Source organism: Kitasatospora sp. GAS1066B (assembly GCF_041262605.1).
GTDB lineage: Bacteria > Actinomycetota > Actinomycetes > Streptomycetales > Streptomycetaceae > Kitasatospora.
The window spans coordinates 63963-88397 of record NZ_JBGCCO010000020.1; the positions used below are offsets into that span (position 1 = coordinate 63963).

Genomic DNA, 24435 nt, shown 5'->3' on the forward strand with positions numbered 1-24435 from the left:
GTCAGAGCGCGGCGTTCAGCACGCCGAGCAGCCGCGCGACTTCGCCGGCCATCGCGGTGCGTCCGGCGCCCAGGTAGCGGCGGGTGTCGACGAGCTTCGGCTGGGCGGCGAGGGTCTCGCGGACGGCGGTGGTGAAGACCTGGTTCAGATGGGTGGCGATGTTGACCTTGGTCATCCCCGCCTCGACGGCGGTGGTCAGGTGCCTGTCCGCGACTCCGGAGGAGCCGTGCAGCACCAGCGGGACGGCAACGGTGGCCCGCAGCGCGGCTATCAGGTCGAAGTCCAGTACCGCGTCCCGGGTGAGCATGGCGTGCGAGGTGCCCACCGCGACGGCGAGCGCGTCCACCCCGGTGGCGGCGACGAAGGCGGCGGCCTCGGTGGGGTCGGTGCGGGCGCCGGGGGCGTGCACGCCGTCCTTGCCGCCGACCTCGCCGAGTTCGGCCTCGACCCAGACCCCGGCCCGGTGGCAGTGGGCGACGACGTCGGCTGTGGTCTGGACGTTCCGCGCGTAGTCCAGCGCCGAGGCGTCGAACATGACGGAGCTGAAGCCGAGTTCGACGGCCTGGTGAACCAGCTCGACGGAGGTGGCGTGGTCGAGGTGGACGGCGACCGGCACCTGGGCGGCGGCGGCGACCGCCAGTGTGGCGGCGCCGATGGGGGCGAGCGCGCCGTGGTAGCGGGCGGCGTTCTCGCTGATCTGCAGGATCACCGGGGCGCCGGCGGCCTCGGCGCCGGCCACGATGGCCTGGGCGTGTTCGAGCTGGATGACGTTGAACGCGCCGACGCCGCGAGCGGCGTTCGCGGCCTTGGCGACGATCTCGTCAGTGGCGGTCAGCGGCACGGGAGTTCTCCGGGGACGAAGGAGGCGAGCAGGCAGGCGAGCAGGGAGGCGAGAGCGGAGGCGACGGAGCGACGTCCAACTGGTCGAGCAGGCCGCGATAGACGGCGTGGTCGAAGTCCCCGGCCAGCGGTGCGGCGACGGCGGCGGCCGACAGGGCCACCGCCTGGGCGAGCCGGACCGGCCAGGGCGCCTGGGTGATCAGGCCGAGGGCGAGGGCGGCGACGGCCGCGTCACCGGCCCCGGTCGGGTTGCCGGCCAACCGGCGTGGCGGCCGCACCTGCCAACTGCCCTGCGAGGTCACGGCGATGAGCCCGTCCGCACCCAACGAGGCGACCACCGCCCGCGCTCCGGCGGCGCGCAGCGCCCGGGCTGCCGCCCAGGGGTCCGACTCGCCGGTGGCGGCGGTGAGTTCGGCGGCATTCGGTTTGACCACGGCGGGCGCTTCGGCCAGGCCGGCCAGCAGCGGCGCGCCGTCGGCGTCGAGGACGGCGGGCACGCCGTGGGCGCGTGCCCTGCGCAGCAGGACGGCGTACGCGTCGGCGGGCACCCCGCCCGGCAGGCTGCCGGCGAGGACCAGGGCGGCGGCCCGGGGCAGTAGCCGGTCGAACTGGTCGAGGAAATGGGCCCATTCGGCGTCGGTGACCACCGGTCCCGGCTCCAGCAGGATCGTGGTGTCACCGGCCTGTTCGTCGACGACTGCGACGGTGCGGCGCGAACTGCCCGCGATCGGCACCAGCCGGTCGCGCAGCCCGGCCGTCGCCAGCTCCTCGCGCAGCGCCGCACCGGCCGCGCCGCCGGCCAACCCCGTGACGACGATCTCGTGTTCGACGGTGTCCCGTCGGACGGTGCCCGGTCGGACGCTGTCCTGTCCGGTGGTCTCGCGCGCGAGGGCATTCAGCACCCGGGCGACGTTGATGCCTTTGCCGCCGGCCCGTTCGGCCACCGACCGGACACGGTGACTGGTGTGCGGGCGCAGCCGGTCCACCCGGTACGTGACGTCGAGCGCGGCGTTGAGCGTGACCGTGAGGATCACGAGTCCCTCCCGCCTGCCGGGCCCTGCCCGGGCGGCTGTCGGAGGTCCTGGGCGAGCAGTGCGGCGCCCAGGCAGCCGGCCTGGTGGCCGAGGGCGGCGGGGCGGATCTCCGGCATCCGTTGGAAGGTCAGACGGGCGGCCAGGGCCGCTCGCAGCGGGCCGAAGTAGGGTTGCCCGGCGTCGGCGAGGCCGCCGCCGATGACGATCCGCTCGGGGTCCAGCAGGGTGATCGCGGCGGCCAGGCCGTCGGCGAGCGCCTCGATGGCCTCCCGCCAGATCCGCGCGGCGTGCTGGTCGCCGGCCGCCGCGCGGTGTTGGACGTCCTCGGCGGTGATGTCACACCGGCCGCTGATCTCCCCTGCGCCGGTGGCCTGTTGGTAGCGGCGGGCGATGGCGGCGGCGGAGGCGAGGGCCTCCAGGCAGCCCCGGCCGCCGCACGGGCAGGGCTCGCCGCCGGGCCGGACCACCAGGTGTCCCAGTTCGCCGGCGAAGCCGTGGCTGCCGGCCATTGCGCGTCCGTCCAGCATGACGGCGGCGGCGATGCCGGTGCCGACCGGGACGAAGAGGAAGGAGCGGCAGCCGTGGCCGGCGCCGAGTCTGGCCTCGGCCAGGGCGCCCGCCCGAACGTCGTGCCCGAAAGCGACCGGGATCCCCAACTCCTTTGCGAGCCACCGCTGGAGGTGGACCTGGCGCCAGCCGAGATTGGCGGCGAAGACGGCGACTCCTGATGCTTCGTCAACCAGTCCGGGGACGGCGAGGCCGGCCGCTCTCGGGGCGTACACGCGGGAGAGCTCGGTGGCGCAGCCGAGTACGGCTTCGAGGACGGCATCGGGGCCGAACTCGGCTCGGGTGGCGCGGTGTTCGGTGTGCAGCACGGTGCCGTCCGGGGCCATAACGCCGGCTTTGATCCGGGTGCCGCCGACGTCCAGGGCGATGACGGTCACTGCGGTGCCAGGATGATCGAGCGGGTGAGGTGGCGCGGCTGGTCGGGGTCCAGGTCCTTGGCCTGGGCCAGGGCCACGGCCAGGCGCTGGGCGAGGATCAGCTGGGCGAGCGGGTCCAGGCGGGAGGTGGCGACGGTGGCGCCGGTCCGGCGGACCTGCTCGACCAGGCCGGCCGGGGGTTCGCCGAGGAACCAGACCAGGCTGTTCTGGTCGGTGACGCTGATCGGGCCGTGCCGGTACTCCATCGCCGGGTAGGACTCGGTCCACGCGCCGGCGGCCTCGCGGAGTTTGAGCGCGGCTTCGTTGGCCAGGCCGATCGTCCAGCCGGTGCCGAGGAAGGTGAACTGGCTTGCCTGGCCGGCTCCCTGCGGCAGCTCGGTGGTCAGCGCGAGCTCGGCCTGCTCGGGCAGGTCGGGCGGGGTCAGGCCCAGGTGGCTGCGCAGCAGGACCAGGGCGGTGGTGGCGAACCGGGTCTGCACCACCGACTTCTCGTCGGCGAAGTGCAGGTCGATGAGGGTGTCGGCGGCGGTGCTGATCGGCGTGGCGAGGTCACCGGTGAGCGCGACGGTCGGCGCGGCGGTGCGGTTCAGCGCGGCCAGCACCTCGGTGGTGGTGCCGGATCGGCTGATCGCCACCACCCGGTCGTAGCGGCGGTCGGCGGGGAACTCCGAGGCGGCGAAGGCGTCGGTCTCGCCCTGGCCGCTGGACTCGCGCAGCGCGGCATAGGCCTGCGCGATGTAGAGCGAGGTGCCGCAGCCCACCACCGCCACCCGCTCGCCGGGCTCGGGCAGACCGGCCGGTGCCGGCTCCATGGCGCGCCGCCAGCACTGCGGCTGGCTGGCGATCTCGTCGGCGACATGGGACATGGGGATCCTCCAGAGGCGAGCACAGCGCTCGATGCGCGAATGTGATCCATGTATAGCGTTTCCGCGCATAAATGCGCAACGATGGATCGAGGTGATGCGCTTTTCCGCATGTTGCGCTCGCCGTCGGCACGACGGTCGAGGAGTGGTGATGAGCAGTGGTGATGGGGACGTACGAGCGCTGGACGCGACTGCTCGAGGTCCTGGGCGACCGGGGTCGGATCGAAGTCGGGGCAGCGGCTGAGCTGTTGGGCGTCCCCATGGCGACGGTCCGCCGCGACATGGAGGAAGTCGCCCGGCAGCAACTGCTCACCCGCACCCGCGGTGGCGCGGTGCTGAGTGGCGTCGCCTACGACCTGCCGCTGCGCTACAAGGCGGTGCGCCAGGCGGACGAGAAGAACCGGCTCGCGAAGGTGGCCGCCGCCCTTGTGCCGCCCGGTGCGAGGGTGGGCTTGAACGGCGGGACGACCAGCTGATCGTGGTCGCCGACTCCACCAAGCTCGGCAAGCGTGCTTTCGCCTAGGGCCTCTCTTACGGATCTTGTCGGATCAGCGCCCGGCGTCGCGCGCCCGGCAAGATCCGTAAGAGAGGCCCTAGGTCTGCGCGGTGGGCGAGATCGCGGTGCTGGTCACTCTTCGTGCTTGATCTGGACCTGCCGGGCGGCCGGCCGCTCGGTGTCCAGCGGCACCGTCACCGTGAGCAGGCCCTTGGCGTAGCCGGCGGTGACCTCCTCCTCCTTGGCCTGGGCCGGGAGCGGGATGGTGCGGGTGAACGAGCCGTAGCGGAACTCGGAGCGGCGCTTGTCCCGCTGCTCCTCGGTGCGTTCGGCCTGGATGGTGAGCGAGCGGTCGCGGACCGTGATCTCCACGTCCTTGGGGTCGATCCCGGGCAATTCGGCCAGCACCACGAGGGCGCCGTCCCGCTCGAACTCCTCGATCCGGATCGAGTTCTGCTCGCCGGAGCGACCGAACGGGAAGTTCTCGAACCACTCGGAGAGATCCGGGTGCCAGGGGGAGAAGGGCTTCTTGGGCGCCGTGTCGCCGGGCATCGCTGCCTCCTTGCTCGATCGAATGCTGCGATTGCCTCCGCTTCCATTGTCGTCCCAGCCGTGACACCTGCCGAGCGGGCACATTGATCAGGCACCTCGCCCCACACCCTCGCCCCCACACCCTCGTCCGAGTCCGTCCGCCGCTGACGTGCCGTCAGGACCGCGCCGGACCAGCCGCCCCGCACCGACCGGTGACCGGACCGCGATATGGGGTCGACAGAACGCGTACGGATGGAGCAGGGTTTCCCGCATGCCTGATCTTTCGCCGCCGTGGTTGCCGGCCGGCTATCAGAGCCGGCCGGCAACCACGGCCGACGTCCGCGCGATCCACCGCCTCGTCACGGCCTGCGAGCTCGAACTGGACGGTCGGGCCGAGACCGATCTCGACACCATCGCCGCCGACCTCGGCCGCCCCGGTCTGGCACCGGAGCTGGACACGCTGCTGGTGTACGACCCGGTGGGGGAACTGGTCGCCAGGGCCTGGGTGAACCGGCGTTCCGAGGTCGACGTCCACCCGGGCCACCGTGGCCGGGGCCTGGGCAGTTCGCTGCTCGCCTGGGTCGAGGCACGGGCCCGACAGGTGGGCACCGAGCGGCTCGTCCAGACCGCCTCGGACGGTGATCGGAGGGCCGGCGCGCTGCTGCGCTCGCGCGGGTACCAGGCGCTCGCCGCCGCCTGGCTGCTGGAGATCGCGATGCCCGCCGAGCCGGCGGTGCCCGAGCCGCCGAGGGGCATCACCGTGCGGCGGTTCCTGCCCGGCGACGAGCGAGCGGCGCACCAGCTCACCGAGGACGCGTTCGACGAGTGGCAGCAGCGTCGAAAGTCCTACGAGGAGTGGGCCCGGCTCACCGTCGAGCGCGCCACGTTCGGACCGGCGGTCTCACCGGTGGCCTTCGCCGGTGACCAGCTGGTCGGCGTGGTGCTGTCGCTGGACGCCCCGGATTCCGACGAGGGGTACATCGAGCGGGTCGCGGTCCGACGCGATCACCGCGACCGGGGGATCGCCCGCGTGCTGCTCCGGCACGCCTTCCGTGACTTCTACCGGCAGGGGCGGCGGACCTGCACGCTGTGGACGCACTCGGAGACCGGCGCGCTGTCGCTGTACGAGCGGGTGGGCATGACGGTCCGGTGCAGCTCCACGGTCTACAGCAAGGCGCTCACCGCCCGGGAGCGGTAGCCACGTTCGGGCTGCCGCCCCCGGCCGGGCTGGACCGGCGGCTAGGGCGGGGGCGGAGCGCCCTCACTCGGCCGCCGTGTGCTCCAGCACGCGGGTGATCAGTGGCACGTCGGCCTTGGGAATGATGATCACGTGCTGCTCGCCGGCCGCGAGGAGGTCGAAGCGGGCCAGCTTGGGGTGGCCGGCCTTCTTGTCCGAGCGGGTCAGGCTGAACGGGCCGCGCACCGTGGCGGTCTCCTTGGTGCGGCGGTTCTGCCAGCTGATCTGGTCGGCCGCCAGGTACAGGCTGCCGGGTGCCGTCTGCGGGATCGTGCGCCCCTTGCCGATCTTCAGCAGCCGGACCGTGCCCAGCGTGGAGCTGAGGCAGGTCACCTGGAGGGTGGTGCCCGCCGCCAGGTCGGCCAGGTCCTGCTCGGTGGTGAACCGCCGGATCCGCAGGGCTGCGAGGATGACGTCGGAGAAGGTCCTGGTGCCGCCGGCGCGGCGGATCTTGGTGGTCATGATCGCAGATCTTGACAGAGCGGCGCAGGTGCCCGGTCAGCGGGGTCCGCCTCGGTATTCTCAGCGGATCCACAGCTTCGCGACAGCCGGCTCTCAGCCAGGTGGCCGAGGGTCGGGGCCATGTCTGCGCATCGATCTCCCGCCCCCGCTGGGCGCCCCGAACTGTCCCGGGCCGACGGCTCGCCGGTCCGCGTGCTCGTGGTGGACGACGAGACGGCCATCGCCGAGCTGCTCTCCATGGCCCTGCGGTACGAGGGCTGGCAGGTGCGCACGGCGGGGGACGGGGCCGGCGCGTTGCGCGGCGCGCGGGAGTTCCGGCCGGACGCGGTGGTCCTGGACGTGATGCTGCCGGACTTCGACGGTCTGGAGGTGCTCCACCGGCTGCGGCGGGACGAGCCGGACGTCCCGGTGCTGTTCCTGACCGCCAAGGACGCGGTCGAGGACCGGATCGCCGGACTGACGGCGGGTGGCGACGACTACGTGACGAAGCCGTTCAGCCTGGAGGAGGTGGTGGCCCGGCTGCGCGGGCTGCTGCGTCGCTCGGGGGCGGCGGCCGCGCGCAGCGAGTCGGTGATCGTGGTCGGCGACCTGACGCTGGACGAGGACAGCCATGAGGTCAGCCGGGCCGGCCGGCCGATCGAACTGACCGCCACGGAGTTCGAGTTGCTGCGGTACCTGATGCGCAACCCGCGCCGGGTGCTGAGCAAGGCGCAGATCCTGGACCGGGTCTGGTCCTACGACTTCGGCGGTGCGACCAATGTGGTCGAGCTGTACATTTCCTACCTGCGCCGCAAGATCGACGCGGGCCGGTCGCCGATGATCCACACCCGCCGGGGCGCGGGCTACCAGCTCAAGCCGGCCGAGCCGCCGGACACCCTGGAGTCGCCGGACGTCCCGGAGCCGCCGGATGTCCCGCAGTCGCCGTGCGCGGCCGAGCCGCGGTGAGGCGGCAGGCCGGCCCGCGCCGCCGCTGGTCGCTGCGGACCCGGCTGCTGGTCTCCTCGATGTCGCTGATCGCGGTGGTCTGCGCGGTGGTCGGCGTGGTCACGGCCGTGGTCCTGCACCAGGACCTGTACGGGCAGCTGGACCACGCGCTCGGCGGCGTGGCGACGCGCGCGGCGGGGCCCGGCGGGCCGCCGCCCGGGTTGGCGGGTGGCGGTGGCCGTGACGACGACCTGGGCTTCGTGCTCGGTCCCGGCCAGCCGCTGGCGACGCTCGGCGCGGTGCTGAGCGACGGGCAGGCGGTGGCGGGCGGCATCAGCGCGGGGGCCGCCAGCCCCGGCATGACACCGCTCAGTACCGCGCAGCTGGCGGTGCTGGACCGGCTCGCGGCCGATCCGGCCGGCCGGCCGCACTCGGTGGACCTGCCCGGACTCGGCAGCTACCGCGTGGTTCTGACGTATCGTCATCTCAGCGGTGACCAGGTGGTGGTGGGCTTGCCCACAGCCGACCTGCAAGCCACCATGGATCGCCTGGTGGTCACCGAACTCTGCCTGTCGGCAGGTGCGTTGCTGGCCGTCGCGCTGGCCGGGTTCGTCCTCACCAACTCCGCGCTGCGCCCGCTGCGCCGGGTGGCGGCGACCGCGGCCCGGGTCTCCGAACTCCAGCTGCACCGCGGCGAGGTGATCCTGCACGAGCGGGTGTCGGCGGCCGACACCGACCCGCGGACCGAGGCCGGGCAGGTCGGCGCGGCACTCAACCAGCTGCTGGGGCACGTCGGTTCGGCGCTGGAGGCGCGGCACGCCAGTGAGACCCAGGTGCGCCAGTTCGTCGCGGACGCCAGCCACGAGCTGCGCACCCCGCTGGCCTCGATCCGCGGGTACGCCGAACTGACCAGGCGCGGGCGCGAGGAGATCGGCCCGGACACCCGGCACGCGCTGGGACGGATCGAGTCGGAGGCGACCCGGATGACCGCGCTGGTCGAGGACCTGCTGCTGCTGGCCCGCCTCGACGCGGGGCGGCCGTTGTCGCTGGCCCCGCTCGACCTCTCGCCGCTGGTGGTGGACTGCGTCAGCGACGCCCGCGCGGCCGGCCCCGAGCACCGCTGGCGCCTCGAGCTGCCCGACGATCCGGTGCTCGTCCAGGGCGACCGGGCCAGGCTGCACCAGGTGCTGGTCAACCTGCTCGGCAACGCCCGCCACCACACCCCGCCGGGGACCACCGTCACCGCCCGGGCCCGCCGCCAAGGCGCCCGGGTGCTGGTGGAGGTGGTGGACGACGGCCCGGGCATCCCGCCCGAGGCGCGGCCGCACATCTTCGACCGGTTCGCCCGCGGTGACGCCTCGCGCTCCCGGCACGCGGGCAGTACGGGGCTGGGGCTGGCGATCGTGCGGGCGGTGGTCGCGGCGCACGACGGTGAGGTGGGGGTGGCGAGCGAGCCGGGCCGGACGGCGGTCACCGTCCTGCTACCGGCGGCGGGCTGAGCTGGCTCAGCGGTCGGCGCGGCTCGACTCCCGTTCCCAGTCCTCACGGTCGCGCAGGTAGCGCGGGGCGGCGGCGACGATCGACCGGGTCTCGGCCGTGCCCGGTCGCAGGCGCCAGCGGACGGAGCCGGTGACCCGGGCGGCGCAGGAGTCGATGAAGGACTGGCAGGCCGTGCGCAGGTCGCCGAACCAGCGGCCTTCGAGCGCCTCGCGCACCCAGAGCTGTTCCAGGTGCATCTTCTCCCGGATGGTCTCCGCGTCCAGCGTCGCCGTCTCCAGGTGGCGGTAGCCGCGCAGCAGCAGTTCGGCCGCCGGCATCTCGCGCAGTTCGAGCACCTTCTGGCCGCCGGGGAGGTGTTCGAGCCCGCTGTAGCGGCCGATGCCGTGCGCGCCGGCCCGGTGGTTGAGCGTGTCGATGAGGATCCGAAGCGGGAGCCGGGTCCCGTCGAGGGAGATCGGGACCCCGCCGGCGAAGCCGATCTCGACCTCCTCGTCCGCGACCGCCTCGTCCCGCACGCTCCAGCGGTACAGGTGCTCCGGGACGGTGTGCTGCTCGGGATCGTCCAGCACACCGGACTCGAACTCCCGGCACCACAGGTTGGCGTCGATGCTGGCCACCCGCTTGCCCATGTGGACCAGCCCGATCTCCGCCAACTCGCGGGCCTTGCGCTGCCGGTCCACCGGGTCGAGGTCGTACGGAGTGCCGTAGTGGCCCTGGTAGCCGAGCAGGTCGAGCGCGCCGTTGAGCCGGCGCAGGGTGTTCTGCGAGCGGTTGGCCGTGTGCAGCACGCCCCAGGCGTCCAGCTCGACGGCGAGGTCCATGGCCAGCTCGGCGATCAGCGGTCTGCTGAGCGAGGAACTGATCGGATGGGTGCCGAGGTAGACGGCCTGGGCGGCGATCGCCGGGCGGACGTACTCCTCGGCGAACCGCTCGCGCCCGTCGATCACGTGCAGCCGCACCGAGAGCCGCTCGGCGACCAGCCGCAGCTCGTCCAGATCCTCGCCGGCGCCGAGGTCCACGCTGACGGCGTGGATGTCGCCGAAGCCGGCCTTCGCCAGCCGGTGCAGCAGGTAGCTGCTGTCCAGGCCGCCGCTGAACAGGGTGACCACGGGCCGTCCCGGGGCGAACCGCTCCGGTCGCAGATCGGCGAAGGAGCGGATCAGCTCGGGACGTCGGGCGCGGGAGGTGGGTCTGGCAGCGTTCACCGTGCGGACTCCTGATCCATGAGGCGCCGCAGTTCGGCGACGAACTCGGCCACCGTCGGCTCGAACAGCAGGGCCGCCAGCGGGACGTCCACGCCGAGCAGCTCGCGCATCGTCTCGACGACGCGGAGCACCTTGAAGGAGTCGCCCCCGAGGTCGAAGAAGTCGTCGTCGTGGTCGACGGCGGCGACCTGGAGGACCTCGCACCACACCTCGGCGACGGTGGCGTCCAGACCCGCGGCGGCAGGGTGCCCGGCAGGCCGCGTGGTCGGCGCGTCGGTGGACCGCTTCGCCGCCCACTCCTCCAGCAGCAGGCGGTCAAGCTTGCCGTTCGGCGTCAACGGCAGCTCGTCGGCCACCTCGATGGTGGACGGCACCATGGCGTGCGGCAGCCAGCCGCGCAGCGCCTCGCGGACCGAGGAGGCCAGCCGCGCCGGGTCCACTCCTCGCTCCGGCACCAGGTACCCGGCCAGCCGTCTCTCGACGCCCGAGCCGTGCGCGACCACCGCCGCCTGCCGCACACCCGCGCACCGGACGGCCGTGGCCTCGATCTCGCCGAGCTCGATCCGGATGCCGCGGATCTTCACCTGCCGGTCGACCCGGCCGAGGAATTCGAGCGCGCCGTCCGGCCGGGCCCGCACCAGGTCACCGGACCGGTAGAGACGGCTGCCCGGGCCCGCCGCCGGGGAGTTGACGAACCGTTCGGCGGTGAGTTCGGGCCGGTTCAGGTACCCGAGGGCGAGGCCGGCGCCGCCGATGTAGAGCTCGCCGGGTTCTCCCTCGGGGACCGCGGCGCCGTCCTCGTCGAGGATCCACAGCCCGGTCTCCCGGATGGCGGCGCCGATCAGCACGGTGTCGAGGTCGGGATCGCGCGGGCACACCCAGGCGGTGCAGTAGATGGTGCACTCGCTGGGCCCGTAGAGATTGGTCAGCGAGGCGGTGGACCGCGCGTGAAAGCGCTTCACCAGCTCGGGGCTGAGCGGCTCGCCGCCGGTGAGCACCTGCCGGATGCCGTCGTACCGCTCGGCCGGATCGCGGGTCAGCAGGAAGAGTTCGAGCAGCGACACCACGCAGTAGAAGGTGGTGATCCGGTGGTCCCGGATCAGCGCCGCGAGGTAGTCCGCGTCACGCTGGCGGCCCGGCGCCGCGATGATGACGGTGGCCCCGGCGAGCATCGGCCAGTACAGCTCGCAGAGGTACATGTCGAAGCTGCACGCCGTGTGATGGATCATCCGGTCGTGCTCGTCCATCCGGTGCGTGTCCTGCAGCGCCGACAGCCTGGACACCAGCGCCCGGTGGCTGATCAGGGCGGCCTTGGGGCGGCCGGTGGAGCCCGAGGTGTAGATCACCACCGCGGGGTCGTCGGCCGAGCCGGCGGGTGGGGTGGGTGGGGGAGCAGCCTGCTCCGCCGCGTACTGATCATCCGTCAGGACCAGGTAGCCGGCTGCGGCGGAGAAGCGGTCGCGCAGTGCGGAGCTGGTCAGCAGGACCCGGGGCGCGCAGTCCTCCAGCGTCCGCAGGGTGCGCCGCGGCGGCTCGTGCACATCGATGGCCGCGTGTGCGGCGCCCGCGAAGACCACGCCCAGCATGGCCACCACGAACTCGACGGACCGCTCGTGGTAGACCGCGACGCGGTCCTGGGGCCGGACGCCGTGCGCACGCAGCGCGGCGGCGGTCCGCAGCACCCGGTCCTTCAACTCGCCCATGGTGAGCACGGTTTCGCCGGAGATCAGCGCGGGGAGTTCGGGGTGGCGCTGCCACCGTTCGAGCAGCAGGACGTCGATCCGGTGTTCCCGGTCGACCGCGGGGGTGGTCATGGTACGAACCTCACATCGGGTGGGGCAGGAGAGCTAGTGGCTTTCCGGGGCGAACTGGTCGAGATTGCCGGCGAGGGCGTCCACCACCATGGCGGGGCTCTCGGTCAGCAGCATGTGTCCGCCCGGGACCCAGACGGTGCGGGTCTGCTCGCTGAACAGGGACCAGTCGTCGGTCCGCTCCTCGGGGCACAACTCGTCCTCGTCGCCGAAGACGGTGAGCAGCGGGCAGGCCAGCCGCGGGTGCGGCGCCGACCAGTAGTCCTGCACGGCGCGCAGGTCCGCCACGATGGTCGGCAGCACCAGCGCGAGCATCTCCCGGTCGGCGGCGAGCGAGTCCGGGACACCGCCGAACTCGGCCAGGATCTCCAGGACCTGCCGGGGGTCGTCGGTATCGCGCAGCGAGCGGTGCGCGGGATCGGGCCGTTCGGTCACCGCCCACTGCGAGACGACCACCAGGCCGGCGACCGCCGGACCGGCCACCTCGCGTTGCAGCGTGCGCACGGCCTCCAGGCCGATCACCGCGCCGGAGCACACGCCGACCACGACCAGCGGGGCGGTGCCGGGCAGCGCCCGCACGGTGGCCACGATGTCGGCCACCAGGCCCGGCAGTTCGGGGATCTCCTCGCGGATGCGTGACTCACGCCCGGGCAGTCTGGCCGTCGCCACCAGCCAGTCGGCCGGCGCGTGCGCGGCGAAGGCGGCACCGCCGGCCGCCCCGGCGCCGGCGTGCGGGACGACCAGGACGCGCAGCGTCGCGTCCCGGGGGTCGGCACCCTTGAGGGTGAAGGTCTTTGCGGACACGTTCCGTCTTTCCGATGGCGTCAGCTGGTGGTGGCGAACTCGGTGAGGGCCTGGGCCAGGTAACCGGGATCCTTCGCCCCGACCAGCTCGCGCGCGGAGTGCATGGACAGCCCCGGCACCCCGACGTCGACCGTCGTGACGCCCAACCGGGCGGCGGTGATCGGCCCGATCGAAGTGCCGCAGGGCATCGCGTTGTTGGAGACGAAGCGCTGCCACGGAACCTCGGCGCGCTCGCAGGCGGCCACGAAGGCGGCCAGTCCGGTGCCGTCGGTGGCGTAGCGCTGGTTGACGTTGACCTTCACCACGGGGCCGCCGTTGGGCAGCGGCTGGTTGTCCGGATCGTGCCGCTCGCTGTAGTTGGGGTGCACCGCGTGCGCCATGTCGGCCGACACGCAGAGCGCGCCCGCCAGGGCGCGCGCCCAGTCCTCGCCGTGGCCGCCCCGGGCGGCCACCGAGCGGCTCAACACCCGCTCCAGCAGCGGACTCTGGGCACCGGTCTCGGAGCCGCTGCCGACCTCCTCGTGGTCGAAGGCGGCGAGCACCGGGATCAGCGGGGGGTGCACGGCGCCGGTGCCCGACGACCAGTGGTCGGCGGCCGCCGTCAGCGCGGCGACGCCCGCGTGCACGGAGACCAGGTTGTCCAGCCGCGAGGAGACCAGGAACTCGCGTTCCGCGCCGAGATGGCCGGGCGCCTGGATGTCGTGCAGCATCAGGTCCCAGCCGAGGATCTCCACGGGGTCGAGCTCGGCCTGGTGCGCGATCCGGCGCAGCAGCGCGCCCTGCTCCGGGGCGCCCAGCGACCAGATCGGCTGGGTCTGGCGCTGGCGGTCGAGCGTCATGCCGTCGTTCACCGAGCGGTCCAGGTGGATGGCCAACTGCGGTACCCGGAACAGCGGTTCGTCGATCTTGACCAGGGCCGAGGTGCCGCTGCGCAGGGTGAGCCGCCCGGAGATGCCCAGGTCCCGGTCGAGCCAGGTGTTGAGCGGCACGCCTCCGTAGACCTCGACGGCGATCTGGCGCCACCCGGCGGCGCCGGTGTCGGGTGTCGGCTTGACCCGCAGGTTGGGGGAGTCGGTGTGCGCGCCGAGGATCCGGAACGGGGTGTGGGCGGGCGCGCCCTCGGGGACGTACCAGGCGATCAGCGCGCCGCCGCGGGCGATGAAGCTGCCGCCGTGGTGGCCCGTCCACTCCTTGGTCCCGCTCAACTCGGTGAAGCCGGCCTTCTCCAGGCGGCGAGCGGCCTGCGCCACGGCGTGGTAGGGGGAGGAACTGTCCTTGAGGAAGGCGAGCAGGTCCTCGGTGTGGCTGGGGTCGGTGGCCAGGGTCATTCGGCGTCCGTCTCTCGGGCTGTGAAGTGAGGGTTGATCAACTGCGCGACCCGACGGGCGGGTTGCGCGCAGAAGTCTTCGAGCAGCGCGGCGTAGCCGGCCAGCAGGTCGTCGGCCGACTCCCGGTCCCACAGGTCCGCCGAGTACTCCAGGAAGGTCCGGTAGCCGAGTTGCGGATCGCGGCGCGGTGACAGGCCGAAGCACAGCTCCGCCCGGGCCACCGGCGGGGCCAGATCCGCCACTTGGACGTCGAGCCCGGGGATCTCGATCTCGGTGTCGGTGTAGTTCTGGAAGGCCAGCGTGTTCGGTACCCGGTCCGGGACCTCGGTGGCGCCGGCGTCCCGCATCGCCTGCAGGATCAGTGCGGTGGGCAGCACGTTCGCCAGCGCGGCCAGCGCGCCCGCGCCGGTACGGCTGACCAGATCGGCGACGCTCTCGGCCGGGTCGATCCGTACCCGGACCAGCACCGCCCTGGCGGTCACCGACACCAGTGTCTCGGTGTCCGCGCCCTCGCGGTTGACGTACGGGACGCTCAGCAGCACGTCATGCTCACCGGAGAGCCGGGCGAGGTGCACCCCGAGCGCCGCGACCGTGACCGCGAACGGGGTGACCCGCTGTGCCGTCGCGAACTCCTCGATGCGACTTCGGACTTCGCCGGAGAGCAGGCCGCGTACGGTGCCGCCGGCACCGCTCAGCCGGTCGGTCCTGGGGCGGTCGGTGGGGATGTCGAGCCGGCACGGCACTCCCGCCAGGTAGGCGGCGCAGTGCGCGGCCCGGCGTGCCTCGGACTGCGGGTCCCGGGTCGCCCGCTGCCGCCGGGCGTAGTCGGTGGCCTGGGCGGTGGGCGCGGCGAGGGCGGGCGGGCGGCCGGCCGCCGCCGCCCGGTAGAGCTCGGCCAGCTCGCCGAGCAGCACCGAATGGGCCCAGCCGTCCGCGCTGATGTGGTGCAGCACGAACATCAGCACCCATTCCTGCGGCGCGAGCCGCAGCAGCCGCAGCCGGGGCCGCGTCGACCGGGTGATGTCGATGGGGGCGGCGGCCAGCTCCTGGCATGTCCTGTCGGCACGGGCGGCCCGGCGCTCGGGTGCCAGGCGGCTGAGGTCGTCGATCCGCAGGCGCAGCGGCCCCGCGGCCAGCACCTCCTGCGACCAGACGCCGTCCTCGTCCTGGACGAAGCGGGTGCGCAACGCCTGGTGACGGTTGATCAGCTCGGTGAGCGCCGAGCGCAGCGCGTCGAGGTCCAGCGCGCCGCCGAACCGGATCGTGGTGGGCACGTTCCAGATCTGCGGTTGCGGCAGGGAGAAGTGACCGGCGAGCATCCGGTCCTGCTGGTCGCTCACCGGGGCCCGGTCGACCACCTGCTCCTCGTCCGGGATGACCGGCGGCGCAGGCGGCGCAGACGGCGTAGACGCCGCAGACGGCTCTGGCGGCTCAACCGGCTCAACCGGCTCAGGTGGCGCAGGCGGCTCGGTGGCCTGGGTCGCTGCGGGGTCGCCCAGCTGCCGGGCCATCGCGCCCAGGGTCGGCTCGGCGAAGAAGTCCGCCAGCGGGACGTCGGCCCCCAGCTCCGCGCGCACCCGGTTGACCAGCCTGATCGCCGAGATCGAATCGCCGCCGACGTCGAAGAAGTCGGTGTCGGCGGCCAGGTCGTCGCGCTGCAGGACCGACCGCCAGACGGCGCGCAGCCCGGCCGGCACCTGGTGGCCGGTCGGCCCCGCGAGCCGCCGGGCGGGCGCGGCGGCGGTGTCCCGCACCAGCGCGGCGCCGTCGCCCGTCATCAGCCGCAGCACGCGGTCGAGGTCCCCGAGGTAGTCCCGCACCGTCGCGGAGTCGAAGAGGTCCGCGTCGTAGCGGATCCGCAGCCGCAGGCCGGTGCTGCTCCGGACGGCCATCAGGGCCATCTCGAGCGGCGCGGAGCCGGCGCCGCCCGCGACCTCCTCGGCGCGCAGTCCCGGCAGGCGCAGCCGGGTCAGCGGCGCGGTGTCGAGGTCCGCCGACACGGTGATCAGCGGTCGCGGGTTGCCGCGGTCGGGGTTGACCTCCGCCAACAGCGCGTCCAGGTCCACGTGTTGACGGCCGTCCGCGTCGATCAGCGCGTCCCGGGTGGCCCGCACCGCGGCGGTCAGCGAGATCTGCGCGGTCAGCGACACGCGCAGTGGCAGCACGGCGGCCTGGAAGCCCACCGTGCCGGCGTCCTGCGGCGCCCGCCGTCCGAAGGTCGAGCCGACCACGAACTCGTCCTGGCCCGAGCGTTCGCGCAGCACCAGCTGCCAGGCGGTGAGCAGGGTGGCGAAGAGGGTGACGCCCTGCCGGCCGCTCCACTCCTGGAGCTCGAAGCCGCGGGCGCGGTCCAGGCGGAGCTCGACGGCGTCGCCGTGCCCCGCCACCCGGCGGCCGCGCGGCCGGTCGGTGGGCAGCGCGAGGACCGGCGGCAGCGGTGTGAGAGACCGCCGCCACCAGGCCAGATCGGCCGGATCCCGGGCGGGTTCGACGGTGTCCAGGGTGCTGCCGGCGGGCGCCGCGAAGCGGGCGGGGCGGCCTTCGACGGCGGCCGTGTAGAGCTCTTCGAGATCGGCGGCCAGCAGGCGGGCCGAGTGCCCGTCGGTGACGAGGTGGTGCAGGCCCAGCAGCAGGACGTGGTCGTCCTCGGCGAGGATCAGCAGCCGGGGCGTGAAGAGCGGGCCCTCGGCCAGGTCGTAGGGTCGCGAGCTCTCCTCGCGCAGCGCGGCGGCGATGGCGGCCTCGGCGTCCTGCCCCCGGGCGTCGGTCGGCTGGAGCGCGGCGCGCGGCCGGGCCCGGACGAGCTGCTGGACCGTCTGGTCCGCGCCGCCCGCGCGGAATACGGTCCGCAGGCCGGCGTGCCGCTCCACCAGGCCCGCCACGGCGGCGGTCAGCGCCGTCCGGTCGAGGGCGCCGCGCAGCCGCACCGCCTGGATCTCGTTGTAGGCGGCGCGGTCGCCGATCAGCTGGCAGGCGAGCCAGAGCCGGCGCTGGGCGTCGGTGGCGGGTGCGCAGAGGTCGTCGAGCGGTGCGGGCGTGGGCAGTTCGTTCGGCGGCCCACCAGGTGCCGACAGCTCGGTGGTCGGGCGGGATGCGGCGCCGTGCTCGCCCCGGCGCAGCGCGTCCAGCCGCTCCAGCCCGGTGCGGATCAGCTCGGCGGGCAGGCCGAAGTCGACCAGCGCGGCGATCTCGTCGACGCCTGCCACCCGCAGTGCCTCCACCACCGGGGCGCAGGTGTCGGGCGTGCCGATCAGCGCCCGCTCGTCGCAGTACCGGTCGTAGGCCCGGCGGAAGAGGTACTCCAGGTCCTCCTCGCTCGCCTCGGCCACCGCCCGCGGGTCGCCGCCGAGCGCGCCCGCCGCGGCGCGCAGCAGCAGCGAGGAGCGCAGGTAGCGGATCATCGGCTCGCGCGCCTGCGCCCGGGCGCTCGCGTGGTCCTCGCCGAGATAGGTGTGCAGCAGCACGGTGACCCGGCCCGCGTCCGGGTCCAGGCCGTGCTGCTCGCGAGTCTTGCGGTAGTGGCTCAGGTGCTCCGCGAGTTCCGCGACCGTCTGGTTCATCAGGTTGGTGACGATGCCCAGATCGCGCCGGGCCGCCTCCTCGTACGACTCCCGCCGCCCCGAGGTGGCGAGGAACATCGGCGGTAGGTCCTGCACGGGCCGGGGGTGGACGCGGACCTCGGCCGGCCGGCCGGCGCCGGTCTGCCGCCGCAGGGTGCCGCCGCGCCAGAGCGTGCGGACGTCCTCCAGGTGGGCGAGGCCGATCTCGGTACGGCGTGCGAAGCGGTCCGGGTGCAGGGCGAAGTCCTGCGCGTGCCAGCCGGTGGCGCAGCCGAGGCCGACCCGCCCGCCGGACAGGTTGTCGACGACCGACCACTCCTCGGCGACCCGGAGCGGATCGTGCAGCGGGAGCACGACGGAACCGGCGTTGAGCCTGATCCGGCTGGTCTCCCGGGCCAGCGCGGCGGCCAGCACCGAAGGGTTGGGGAAGAGGCCGCCGAAGGAGTGGAAGTGGCGCTCGGGTATCCAGAGCGAGCTGAAGCCGCGCTCGTCGGCGAACCGGGCCGTCTCGATGATCCGCTGGTAGGCGTCGGCCGGTGAGCCGGCGGGAGCTGACTCGCCGTCCCGGGCGCTGTCGGCCTGCGGCTGGTCGCCGAAGAAGTACACCCCGAACTCGGGGGTCGGACGCGGACGGTCGGGCTTCGGCGTCGAGCGCGTACGCACGCGGGTGGTGGGGAAGAAGCCGCCCCGGCGCAGGGCGCGCAGCGAGTCCTTCACCGCGTCCGAGACCCGTTCGAGGTCGCCGTCGGTGTGGGCGGTGGAGAGGTAGCAGCTGCGCCACTCCCACACGTAGACGCCGCGCAGCAGCAGGTGCTGGTAGAGCAACTCCAGGTCGGCCCGGTGGGTGAACCGGAACATCGACCCGAAGTGGCTGAACTCCAGCGGGAATTCCTCCTCGCGGAAGAACGCGTTCAGGTCGGCGGCCAGCGCGTCGGTACGGGAGTTGAGCCGCTCCTGCAGGACCGGGCCCTCGGCGACCAGCCGATCGAGCACCGCCTTGGCCGCCACCATCGAGAGCGGATGCTGCAGGTAGGTGCCGCCAAAGAAGGTGGTCTCGACCTCCGGACGGCTGTCGTCGCCGTACTGCCAGAAGCCGCCGTCCACGCCGTCCAGGATATCGGCGCGGCCGGCGATCGCGCCGATCGGGAACCCGCTGCCGAGCGCCTTGCCGTAGGTGGCCAGGTCGGGGACGACGCCGAAGTGGTGCTGCGCGCCGCGCGGATGGGAACGCAGGCCGGTGAGCATCTCGTCGAAGAGCAGCACGATGCCGCGGCGCCGGGTGAGTTCGCGCAGCGCCCGCAGGAACTCCACCGGGCGCAGCGCGGGATGGCGACACTGGACCGGCTCGACCAGCACCGCGGCGATGCTGTCGCCGAGCTCGTCGATCCGCTCCAGGGCTTCCGGACTGCCGTATTCGAGGACCAGCAGTTCGGCCACGGCGCTGTCCGGAATGCCGGGCGACACCGGCACGGCGGGCCCGCCGTTCGGACTCGGGCGGCCCAGCACGGAGTCCAGGTGGCCGTGGTACGAGCCGCGGAACATGACGATCCGGTCGCGTCCGGTGGCGGCCCGGGCGAGCCGGATGGCGGCGGAGTTGGCCTCGGTGCCGGAGGTGGCGAACGCGACCCGCTCCAGGCCGGTCAGCTCGGCGAGCTGCTGGGCGACCTCACCGGCTTCGACCGGCCGGGGGCCGAACCGCAGGCCCTGGGCGAGGTGGCGCTGGACGGCCTCGGTGACGAACTCCGGCTCGTGTCCGAAGAGGAGGGCGCCGAAGCCCATGGTGATGTCGGTGTAGTCGTTGCCGTCCAGGTCGGTCAGCCGCGCGCCCCGGGCCGAGCGGGCCGCCAGGGGGTACAAGGTCTCCTTGGTGGCGCGGCGGAAGCCGACCACGGCCCGGCTGTCGGCGAGCACGGCGCGCTGGCGCTGGGCCAACTCCTTGGACCCGCGAGTGCGCTCGGTCAGGCGGCGGGTGAGCTCGGCGGCGTGCGCGCGCTGGGTGGCGGTGGCGGTGTCGCCGGCCATACCGGAGCCGGGCGGCAGGGTCACTCGAGGGCCGTGCACGGCGGGGGCCGGTTCGTGGGCGGGAGCGGGAGCGGGAGCGGGGACGGGGCTCGGGGGCGCGAGCTGCCGCTTGGCCGCCGCCAGTTGCGCCGTGACCTGTCGGGAGAGTGCCGCGGCCCGGTCCGCCGCGCTCGGGCTCATCGGCCGCGCTCGGCGGTGAGCAGTGCGACCGCGTCGGAGAGTTGGCTGAGCATGGCCGCCTGCGTCTCGGCGAGCACCGTGATCTGACGGTTGAGCTCGGCGAGTTCGGCCCGGCTCGCGTACTCGGCGGCGGCCGGGGTCTCGCGCTCCTGAGCCGTCGCCGCGGCTGCGGGCGCGGCTGCGGGTATGGGTATGGGTACTGCTGCGGGTTCCGTGCTCACCTGCCCGGTCCGCTCGGCTATCAGACGGGCCGTCAGTTCCGGTGTGCTGGCCTCCTCCAGGATCTCCCGGACCGCGATCCTGGCCCCGAACTCGCCCTCCAACTGCCGTAGCATACCGATGAGTTGGAGCGAGTCGGCGCCGAGGCCGACGAAGGTCCGCCCGGCGTCCAGTTCCTCGACGCGGTAACCGAGGTGGGCCGCGGTGAGCTCAAGTACCCGCTTGAGTATCGCCTGTTCGGTCATGCCGTCCTCCATGGTGCGTTGGTGTGCGGGTACGCGGTCCACTGCCGGGCCGGGGTGCGGCAGACCGGTGTGCGGCAGACCGGTGTGCGGCGGCAGACCCTGGTGCGGCGGCGGACCGATCCAGTACGACCGATGCTGGAACGGGTACCCGGGCAGCGGGATCCGCCGCCCGGCGGAGCCGTCCAGCACGGCCGCCCAGTCGATGTCCACGCCGGCGCAGTGCAGTTGGGCCACCGCCGACCAGAGACCGTCCAGGTCGCCGCCGTGGCCCTGGGTCGGCACGCAGCGGGTGCGATCGGGCAGCGCGTGGCGGGCCAGGCCGGTCAACGTCGCGCCGGGCCCCAGCTCGACCAGCGGACCGGCCGGTGCCAGCGTGCGCAGCACCGCATGGAACTCGACCGGCTGCCGAGCCTGCCGGACCAGGTGGTCGGCGTCCGGCAGCCAGCCCACCGGGTGCGCCGTACCGTCCAGTCCGCTGACGAACTCCAGCTCCACCGGCCGAAGCCGCACCTGCTCGGCGGCGGCGCGCAACTCGTCGAGGATCGGGTCGAGCAGGGCCGAGTGGAAGGCCCGATCTACCAGGAGTGGCTCGTCCGCTTCCCCGTGCTCGGCCAGCCAGGCCCGCGCCGCCGCCACCGCCACCGGGCGTCCCGCCACGACGTGCTGCGCGGGCCCGTTGGAGACCGCGAGTTCGAGGCGCCGGTCCGCGCGGGCAGCGTCGGCCCCGGCCCCGGCCTCGCCCCCGCCCCCGGCCCCGCCCTCGGCGGCGCCGACGGCGGCGATGAGCTGCCCGACCCGCTCGCGCGAGGCGAACACGGCGAGCATCGCGCCGGGTTCGGTCCGCTGCATCAGCCGGCCCCGCCGGCAGGTCAGCCGCATGCCGTCCGCCAACGAGAGCGCTCCCGCGACGCACAGGGCCGCGTACTCCCCGACACTGTGCCCGGCCACTGCGGCCGGTAACACGCCGAGCTGCCGCCAGAGTTCAGCCTGCGCGACCTGCAGCGCGAAGATCGCCGGCTGGGCGAAGGCGGTGTCCCACGGCGCACGGTCCGTGCCGGACACCAGCCGGTCGAGGAAGTACCGCCGGCCGGTCTCCTGTTGATGGATCCGGGCGCACTCCTCGAGGACCTCGGCCACCACCGGGAACCGGGCGGCGAGCGCGCCGGCCATCCCGGGTCGGCCGCCGCCCTGACCGCTGAAGACGAAAGCGGGCGTGACCGGGGCCGTCACCGTCCCGGTCCGGCACCCGGCGGCGGGCGGCCTGCGGTACCCGTACCCGGTGGCGGGCGGCTCGGCGCCGCGCGGATCCGCCAGGAACGCGTCGAGCGCGCCGGCCCACCCGTCGGCGGGCACGGTGAGGACCAGCCGGTGGCGCAGGTGGCGGCGCCCGAGTGCGGTCGTCGTCAGCAGATCGGCCGGGTGCGACGCCGGGTGCCGCAGCAGCTCCGCGCGGAGTGAACGGGCGCTCTGCTCCAGTGCGGTGGGGCTCTGCGCCGACAGTGGCAGCAGCGCCGGAACCGGCGCGCCCGGAGGCCGCGCGGGAACCGGCGGGGCCTGTTCCAGGATCACGTGCGCGTTGGTGCCGCCCAGGCCGATGGCGTGCACGCCCGCTCGTCGCGGGTGGGCGTCCACCGGCCATGGCATGGCGCGCCGGGGCAGCGTGAACGGGCTCCGCTCGACGTCCAGTCGCGGGTTGGGACGGGTGAAGTTCGCCAGCGGCGGGATGATGCCGTGGCGCAGCACCAGAATGGTCTTGATCAGTCCCGCCAGGCCCGCCGCGCTGTCCAGATGCCCGATGGCGGGCTTGGTGGAGCCGAGCGCGCAGTGGCCGACGCGGTCGGTGTGCCGGCGGAACGCCTCGGTGAGCGCGGCGAATTCGATCGGATCGCCCTTGAGGGTGCCGGTGCCGTGCGCCTCCAGGTAGCCGAGCGTGTCGGCGCCGACCCCGGCGGCGGCCAGCGCGCCGAGCACCGCGTCCCGCTGGCCCGCGATGCCCGGAGCCGCGAAACCGGCCCGGCCCGCACCGTCGTTGGTGACCGCCGAGCCCAGCACGACCGCGTGTACGGTGTCGCCGTCGGCCAGCGCCTTCGCCAGCGGTTTGAGCAGCACGGCGGCCACCCCGTTGCCGCCGACCGTGCCGTCCGCCGCCGCGTCGAAGGCCCGGACCGCCCCGCTCGCGGAGAGGGTCGAGCCGGGCACCCGGCGGCCCCCGGTGACCTGCGGCAGGTGCAGCGCGGCCGAACCGACCAGCATCAGGTCCGCCTCGCCCGCGAGCAGTGCCTGGCAGGCGAGATGGACCGAGACGAGGCCGCTGGAGCAGGCGGTCGCGACGTTCACCGCCGGCCCGTCCAGCCCGAGCCGGAACGCCGCCCGGGTGGCGGTGAAGTCGGGATAGTTGCCGACCTGGATCTGCTTGGCGGCGGCCCAGTCCTCGGTACGGCTCAACTCGCCGATGTTGTTGGCCAGGTAGCTGTGCAGCGAGTGGAGGCGGTAGCCGACGCTCGCGTACACCCCGATCCGCCCGGTCCAGCCGGCGTAACCGCCGTCCTCCAGCGCGTGGTGGCAGCACTCCAGGAAGAGCCGCTGCTGCGGATCGGTCAGCGTCGCCTCGCGCCCGCTCATCCCGAAGAACTCGGCGTCGAACCCGTCGATGCCGGGCAGCAACGCGCCGGCACCGGTGAACTCCGGGTCCCGGTACCGGTCTTCGGGCACGCCCGCCGCCGCGAACTCGGCGTCGGTGAATCGGCGGACGTGCGAGACGCCGGACCGGATGTCGTGCCAGTACTGCTCGGGTGTCTCAGCGCCCGGAAATCTCAGCGCCATCCCGATGACCGCCACGCGCCGGTCCTGCATCGTCTTCCCTCTCCTTCTGCCTGCTCGCCGCCTCCGCCACCGCCTCCGCTCCCGCACCGTGGTGCCGCACCACCTGGGCCAGGAAGACCAGAGCGAGGACGATGGCGACGCCGTGCGATACCCCCACCACCGACAGCGGGCTGAAAGCGTCGAGTGCGGCGGCGACCGCGATCATGCCGAGGCCGAAACCGAGGTTCTCCACTGTGGCGGAGAGCCCGAAGGCGTGGCCGCGCAGGGTGGTCGGCAGCGTCTGCAGGTGCGAGGTGTACGACACTTCGGTCAGCCCGTCGGCCGCGCCCGCCAGCAGCGCGATCGGGACGGTCGCGGCCCACGGGAACCCCGCGAAGGCCAGGATGAAGGTGGCCGACATCGCGATGGTGCCGAGTCCGAAGCCCAACGCGCCGACCGTGCGTTCGGTGCGCCTGGTGTACTGCCGCAGCGCCTGCTGGACCAGCACGTTGCCGAGCGCCCAGACGCACCAGAAGACGCTGACGAAAACCGCCGGGTCGTGGGCGTCGAGTCGGGTGGAGTAGACGGGCAGCGCCGCGTTGTGCGAGGAGGAGCCCAGCGCGTCGACGCCGCGTAACGCCACCATCAACCCGAGCACCGGAGCCGCCGCCAGGGCCGTGATCGCGGCGGAGAACCGCTGCTTGCCGGCCGCGGCACCGCTGTCGGCACCGCTGTCGGCAGCGCCATCGGCCGGGTCGTCCTGCGCGGCCTGTCCGGTGTCACGGCCGGTGGGCCCCAGGGTCAGCGGCAGCAGCGCCACCGTCAGGGCGCAGACCAGGAAGGTGGCCATGTCCACCAGGAACGCCGCGCTGTAGCCGAGCAGCGAGACCACCACGCCGGAGGAGGCGAACCCGGCCACCATGGCCATCGAACGCCCGCTGACCATCAGCGAGTTCGCCCAGGTGTGCCGGCCGTCGCCGACCATGTGCGGGATCGAGCTGCGCAGCGCGACCATGAACAGCGTGCCCGCCCCGCCGACCAGCGCGGAGACCGTGAACAGCGCGGCCGGGCGCAGCCCGTGCGGGGCGGCCACCAGCAGCACCAGCGCCGCCGCCTGGCCCAGGTTGGTCCAGAGCATGACCCCCTTCGCCGACCACCGGGCCAGCACCGGCCCCGCGACCAGCCCGGCGGCGAACCCGGCGGCGAACCGCACGGCCAGGAACGCCCCGACGGCCAACGCCCGGCCGGTCACCGCGTACACGTACAGGTTGAGCGCCACCAGGTTGAGGAAGGTGCCGTACGAGGAGATCGAGTAGCCGGTCACCAGGATCCGGTACCGGCGTTCCAGGAGCACCGCCGTCCCGGACGTCACGAACGGACCCTCCGCCGAGCCGGAGGCGCCTCGTACGGCGTCAGACATGGGTGGCT

The 24435-nt window shown here is 73.7% G+C and carries 17 protein-coding genes; 4 read left to right on the forward strand and 13 right to left on the reverse strand.

The annotated features are described in order from the left end of the window. Window position 1: 1 nt before the first annotated feature. From ABH937_RS22605 to ABH937_RS22620, 4 genes are read right to left on the reverse strand one after another with little or no spacing between them, the layout of a single operon-like run. The gene (locus ABH937_RS22605) at window positions 2-841 is read right to left on the reverse strand and encodes a ketose-bisphosphate aldolase (protein ID WP_370219234.1); all 840 of its coding nucleotides are present in this window, start codon (window positions 839-841) and stop codon (window positions 2-4) included. Then, the gene (locus ABH937_RS22610) at window positions 822-1874 is read right to left on the reverse strand and encodes a 1-phosphofructokinase family hexose kinase (RefSeq protein ID WP_370219235.1); all 1053 of its coding nucleotides are present in this window, start codon (window positions 1872-1874) and stop codon (window positions 822-824) included. The genes ABH937_RS22605 and ABH937_RS22610 overlap by 20 nt, the downstream gene beginning before the upstream one ends. After that, window positions 1871-2818 carry an ROK family protein gene (locus tag ABH937_RS22615; RefSeq protein ID WP_370219236.1) on the reverse strand — a complete coding sequence of 316 codons (948 nt, stop codon included), beginning with the start codon at window positions 2816-2818 and terminating at the stop codon, window positions 1871-1873. Before ABH937_RS22615 ends, ABH937_RS22610 begins: the two co-directional genes overlap by 4 nt. Further along, entirely contained in the window at window positions 2815-3684 is an 870-nt protein-coding gene (locus ABH937_RS22620) for an SIS domain-containing protein (RefSeq protein ID WP_280693083.1), read from the reverse strand. The genes ABH937_RS22615 and ABH937_RS22620 overlap by 4 nt, the downstream gene beginning before the upstream one ends. A gap of 161 nt (window positions 3685-3845) precedes the next feature. Between ABH937_RS22620 and ABH937_RS22625 the strand changes: the two genes are divergently transcribed. Beyond that, a complete protein-coding gene (locus ABH937_RS22625; RefSeq protein WP_370219237.1) occupies window positions 3846-4157 on the forward strand; it encodes a DeoR family transcriptional regulator in 312 nt (103 codons plus the stop codon). Window positions 4158-4309: 152 nt separating this feature from the next. On the opposite strand, the gene ABH937_RS22630 is transcribed toward ABH937_RS22625, so the two are convergent. After that, complete coding sequence (locus tag ABH937_RS22630; RefSeq protein ID WP_370219238.1) at window positions 4310-4729, reverse strand: Hsp20/alpha crystallin family protein; 420 nt, start codon at window positions 4727-4729, stop codon at window positions 4310-4312. A 250-nt stretch (window positions 4730-4979) separates the two neighbouring features. Between ABH937_RS22630 and ABH937_RS22635 the strand changes: the two genes are divergently transcribed. Then, window positions 4980-5906 (forward strand): GNAT family N-acetyltransferase, encoded by a 927-nt coding sequence (locus ABH937_RS22635; protein ID WP_370219239.1) that lies wholly within the window; start codon window positions 4980-4982, stop codon window positions 5904-5906. Window positions 5907-5969: 63 nt separating this feature from the next. Here the strand turns inward: ABH937_RS22635 and ABH937_RS22640 are convergent, their stop codons facing one another. Beyond that, window positions 5970-6407 carry a hypothetical protein gene (locus ABH937_RS22640; protein WP_370219240.1) on the reverse strand — a complete coding sequence of 146 codons (438 nt, stop codon included), beginning with the start codon at window positions 6405-6407 and terminating at the stop codon, window positions 5970-5972. 120 nt (window positions 6408-6527) lie between these two features. Between ABH937_RS22640 and ABH937_RS22645 the strand changes: the two genes are divergently transcribed. Further along, window positions 6528-7352 (forward strand): response regulator transcription factor, encoded by an 825-nt coding sequence (locus ABH937_RS22645; protein ID WP_370219241.1) that lies wholly within the window; start codon window positions 6528-6530, stop codon window positions 7350-7352. After that, a complete protein-coding gene (locus ABH937_RS22650; protein WP_370219242.1) occupies window positions 7349-8830 on the forward strand; it encodes a sensor histidine kinase in 1482 nt (493 codons plus the stop codon). Before ABH937_RS22645 ends, ABH937_RS22650 begins: the two co-directional genes overlap by 4 nt. Before the next feature lie 6 nt (window positions 8831-8836). Here ABH937_RS22650 and ABH937_RS22655 read toward each other — a convergent pair whose 3' ends face one another. Genes ABH937_RS22655 through ABH937_RS22685 form a run of 7 tightly spaced genes read right to left on the reverse strand, consistent with a single transcriptional unit; the run spans window position 8837 to window position 24427 of the window. Continuing rightward, complete coding sequence (locus ABH937_RS22655; RefSeq protein WP_370219243.1) at window positions 8837-10036, reverse strand: argininosuccinate synthase-related protein; 1200 nt, start codon at window positions 10034-10036, stop codon at window positions 8837-8839. Beyond that, window positions 10033-11850: an amino acid adenylation domain-containing protein gene (locus tag ABH937_RS22660; protein WP_370219244.1), complete on the reverse strand. Its 1818-nt coding sequence runs from the start codon at window positions 11848-11850 to the stop codon at window positions 10033-10035. The genes ABH937_RS22655 and ABH937_RS22660 overlap by 4 nt, the downstream gene beginning before the upstream one ends. Window positions 11851-11883: 33 nt before the next feature. After that, window positions 11884-12651, reverse strand: coding sequence for a thioesterase II family protein (locus tag ABH937_RS22665; protein WP_370219245.1), 768 nt, complete (start codon window positions 12649-12651; stop codon window positions 11884-11886). 20 nt (window positions 12652-12671) lie between these two features. Then, the gene (locus tag ABH937_RS22670) at window positions 12672-13979 is read right to left on the reverse strand and encodes a M18 family aminopeptidase (RefSeq protein WP_370219246.1); all 1308 of its coding nucleotides are present in this window, start codon (window positions 13977-13979) and stop codon (window positions 12672-12674) included. Further along, a complete protein-coding gene (locus ABH937_RS22675; protein WP_370219247.1) occupies window positions 13976-19741 on the reverse strand; it encodes a MupA/Atu3671 family FMN-dependent luciferase-like monooxygenase in 5766 nt (1921 codons plus the stop codon). Before ABH937_RS22675 ends, ABH937_RS22670 begins: the two co-directional genes overlap by 4 nt. Next, the gene (locus ABH937_RS22680) at window positions 19738-23058 is read right to left on the reverse strand and encodes a type I polyketide synthase (protein WP_370219248.1); all 3321 of its coding nucleotides are present in this window, start codon (window positions 23056-23058) and stop codon (window positions 19738-19740) included. Before ABH937_RS22680 ends, ABH937_RS22675 begins: the two co-directional genes overlap by 4 nt. Beyond that, window positions 23003-24427 (reverse strand): MFS transporter, encoded by a 1425-nt coding sequence (locus ABH937_RS22685; RefSeq protein WP_280693072.1) that lies wholly within the window; start codon window positions 24425-24427, stop codon window positions 23003-23005. The genes ABH937_RS22680 and ABH937_RS22685 overlap by 56 nt, the downstream gene beginning before the upstream one ends. Between the last annotated feature and the right edge of the window lie 8 nt (window positions 24428-24435).

Bases quoted from the DNA above. Each gene is read 5' to 3' on its own strand.
- ABH937_RS22620 (WP_280693083.1), bottom strand. From the start codon at position 3,684: ATGTCCCATGTCGCCGACGAGATCGCCAGCCAGCCGCAGTGCTGGCGG.
- ABH937_RS22625 (WP_370219237.1), top strand. From the start codon at position 3,846: ATGGGGACGTACGAGCGCTGGACGCGACTGCTCGAGGTCCTGGGCGAC.
- ABH937_RS22630 (WP_370219238.1), bottom strand. From the start codon at position 4,729: ATGCCCGGCGACACGGCGCCCAAGAAGCCCTTCTCCCCCTGGCACCCG.
- ABH937_RS22635 (WP_370219239.1), top strand. From the start codon at position 4,980: ATGCCTGATCTTTCGCCGCCGTGGTTGCCGGCCGGCTATCAGAGCCGG.
- ABH937_RS22640 (WP_370219240.1), bottom strand. From the start codon at position 6,407: ATGACCACCAAGATCCGCCGCGCCGGCGGCACCAGGACCTTCTCCGAC.
- ABH937_RS22645 (WP_370219241.1), top strand. From the start codon at position 6,528: ATGTCTGCGCATCGATCTCCCGCCCCCGCTGGGCGCCCCGAACTGTCC.
- ABH937_RS22660 (WP_370219244.1), bottom strand. From the start codon at position 11,850: ATGACCACCCCCGCGGTCGACCGGGAACACCGGATCGACGTCCTGCTG.
- ABH937_RS22670 (WP_370219246.1), bottom strand. From the start codon at position 13,979: ATGACCCTGGCCACCGACCCCAGCCACACCGAGGACCTGCTCGCCTTC.
- ABH937_RS22675 (WP_370219247.1), bottom strand. From the start codon at position 19,741: ATGAGCCCGAGCGCGGCGGACCGGGCCGCGGCACTCTCCCGACAGGTC.
- ABH937_RS22680 (WP_370219248.1), bottom strand. From the start codon at position 23,058: ATGCAGGACCGGCGCGTGGCGGTCATCGGGATGGCGCTGAGATTTCCG.
- ABH937_RS22685 (WP_280693072.1), bottom strand. From the start codon at position 24,427: ATGTCTGACGCCGTACGAGGCGCCTCCGGCTCGGCGGAGGGTCCGTTC.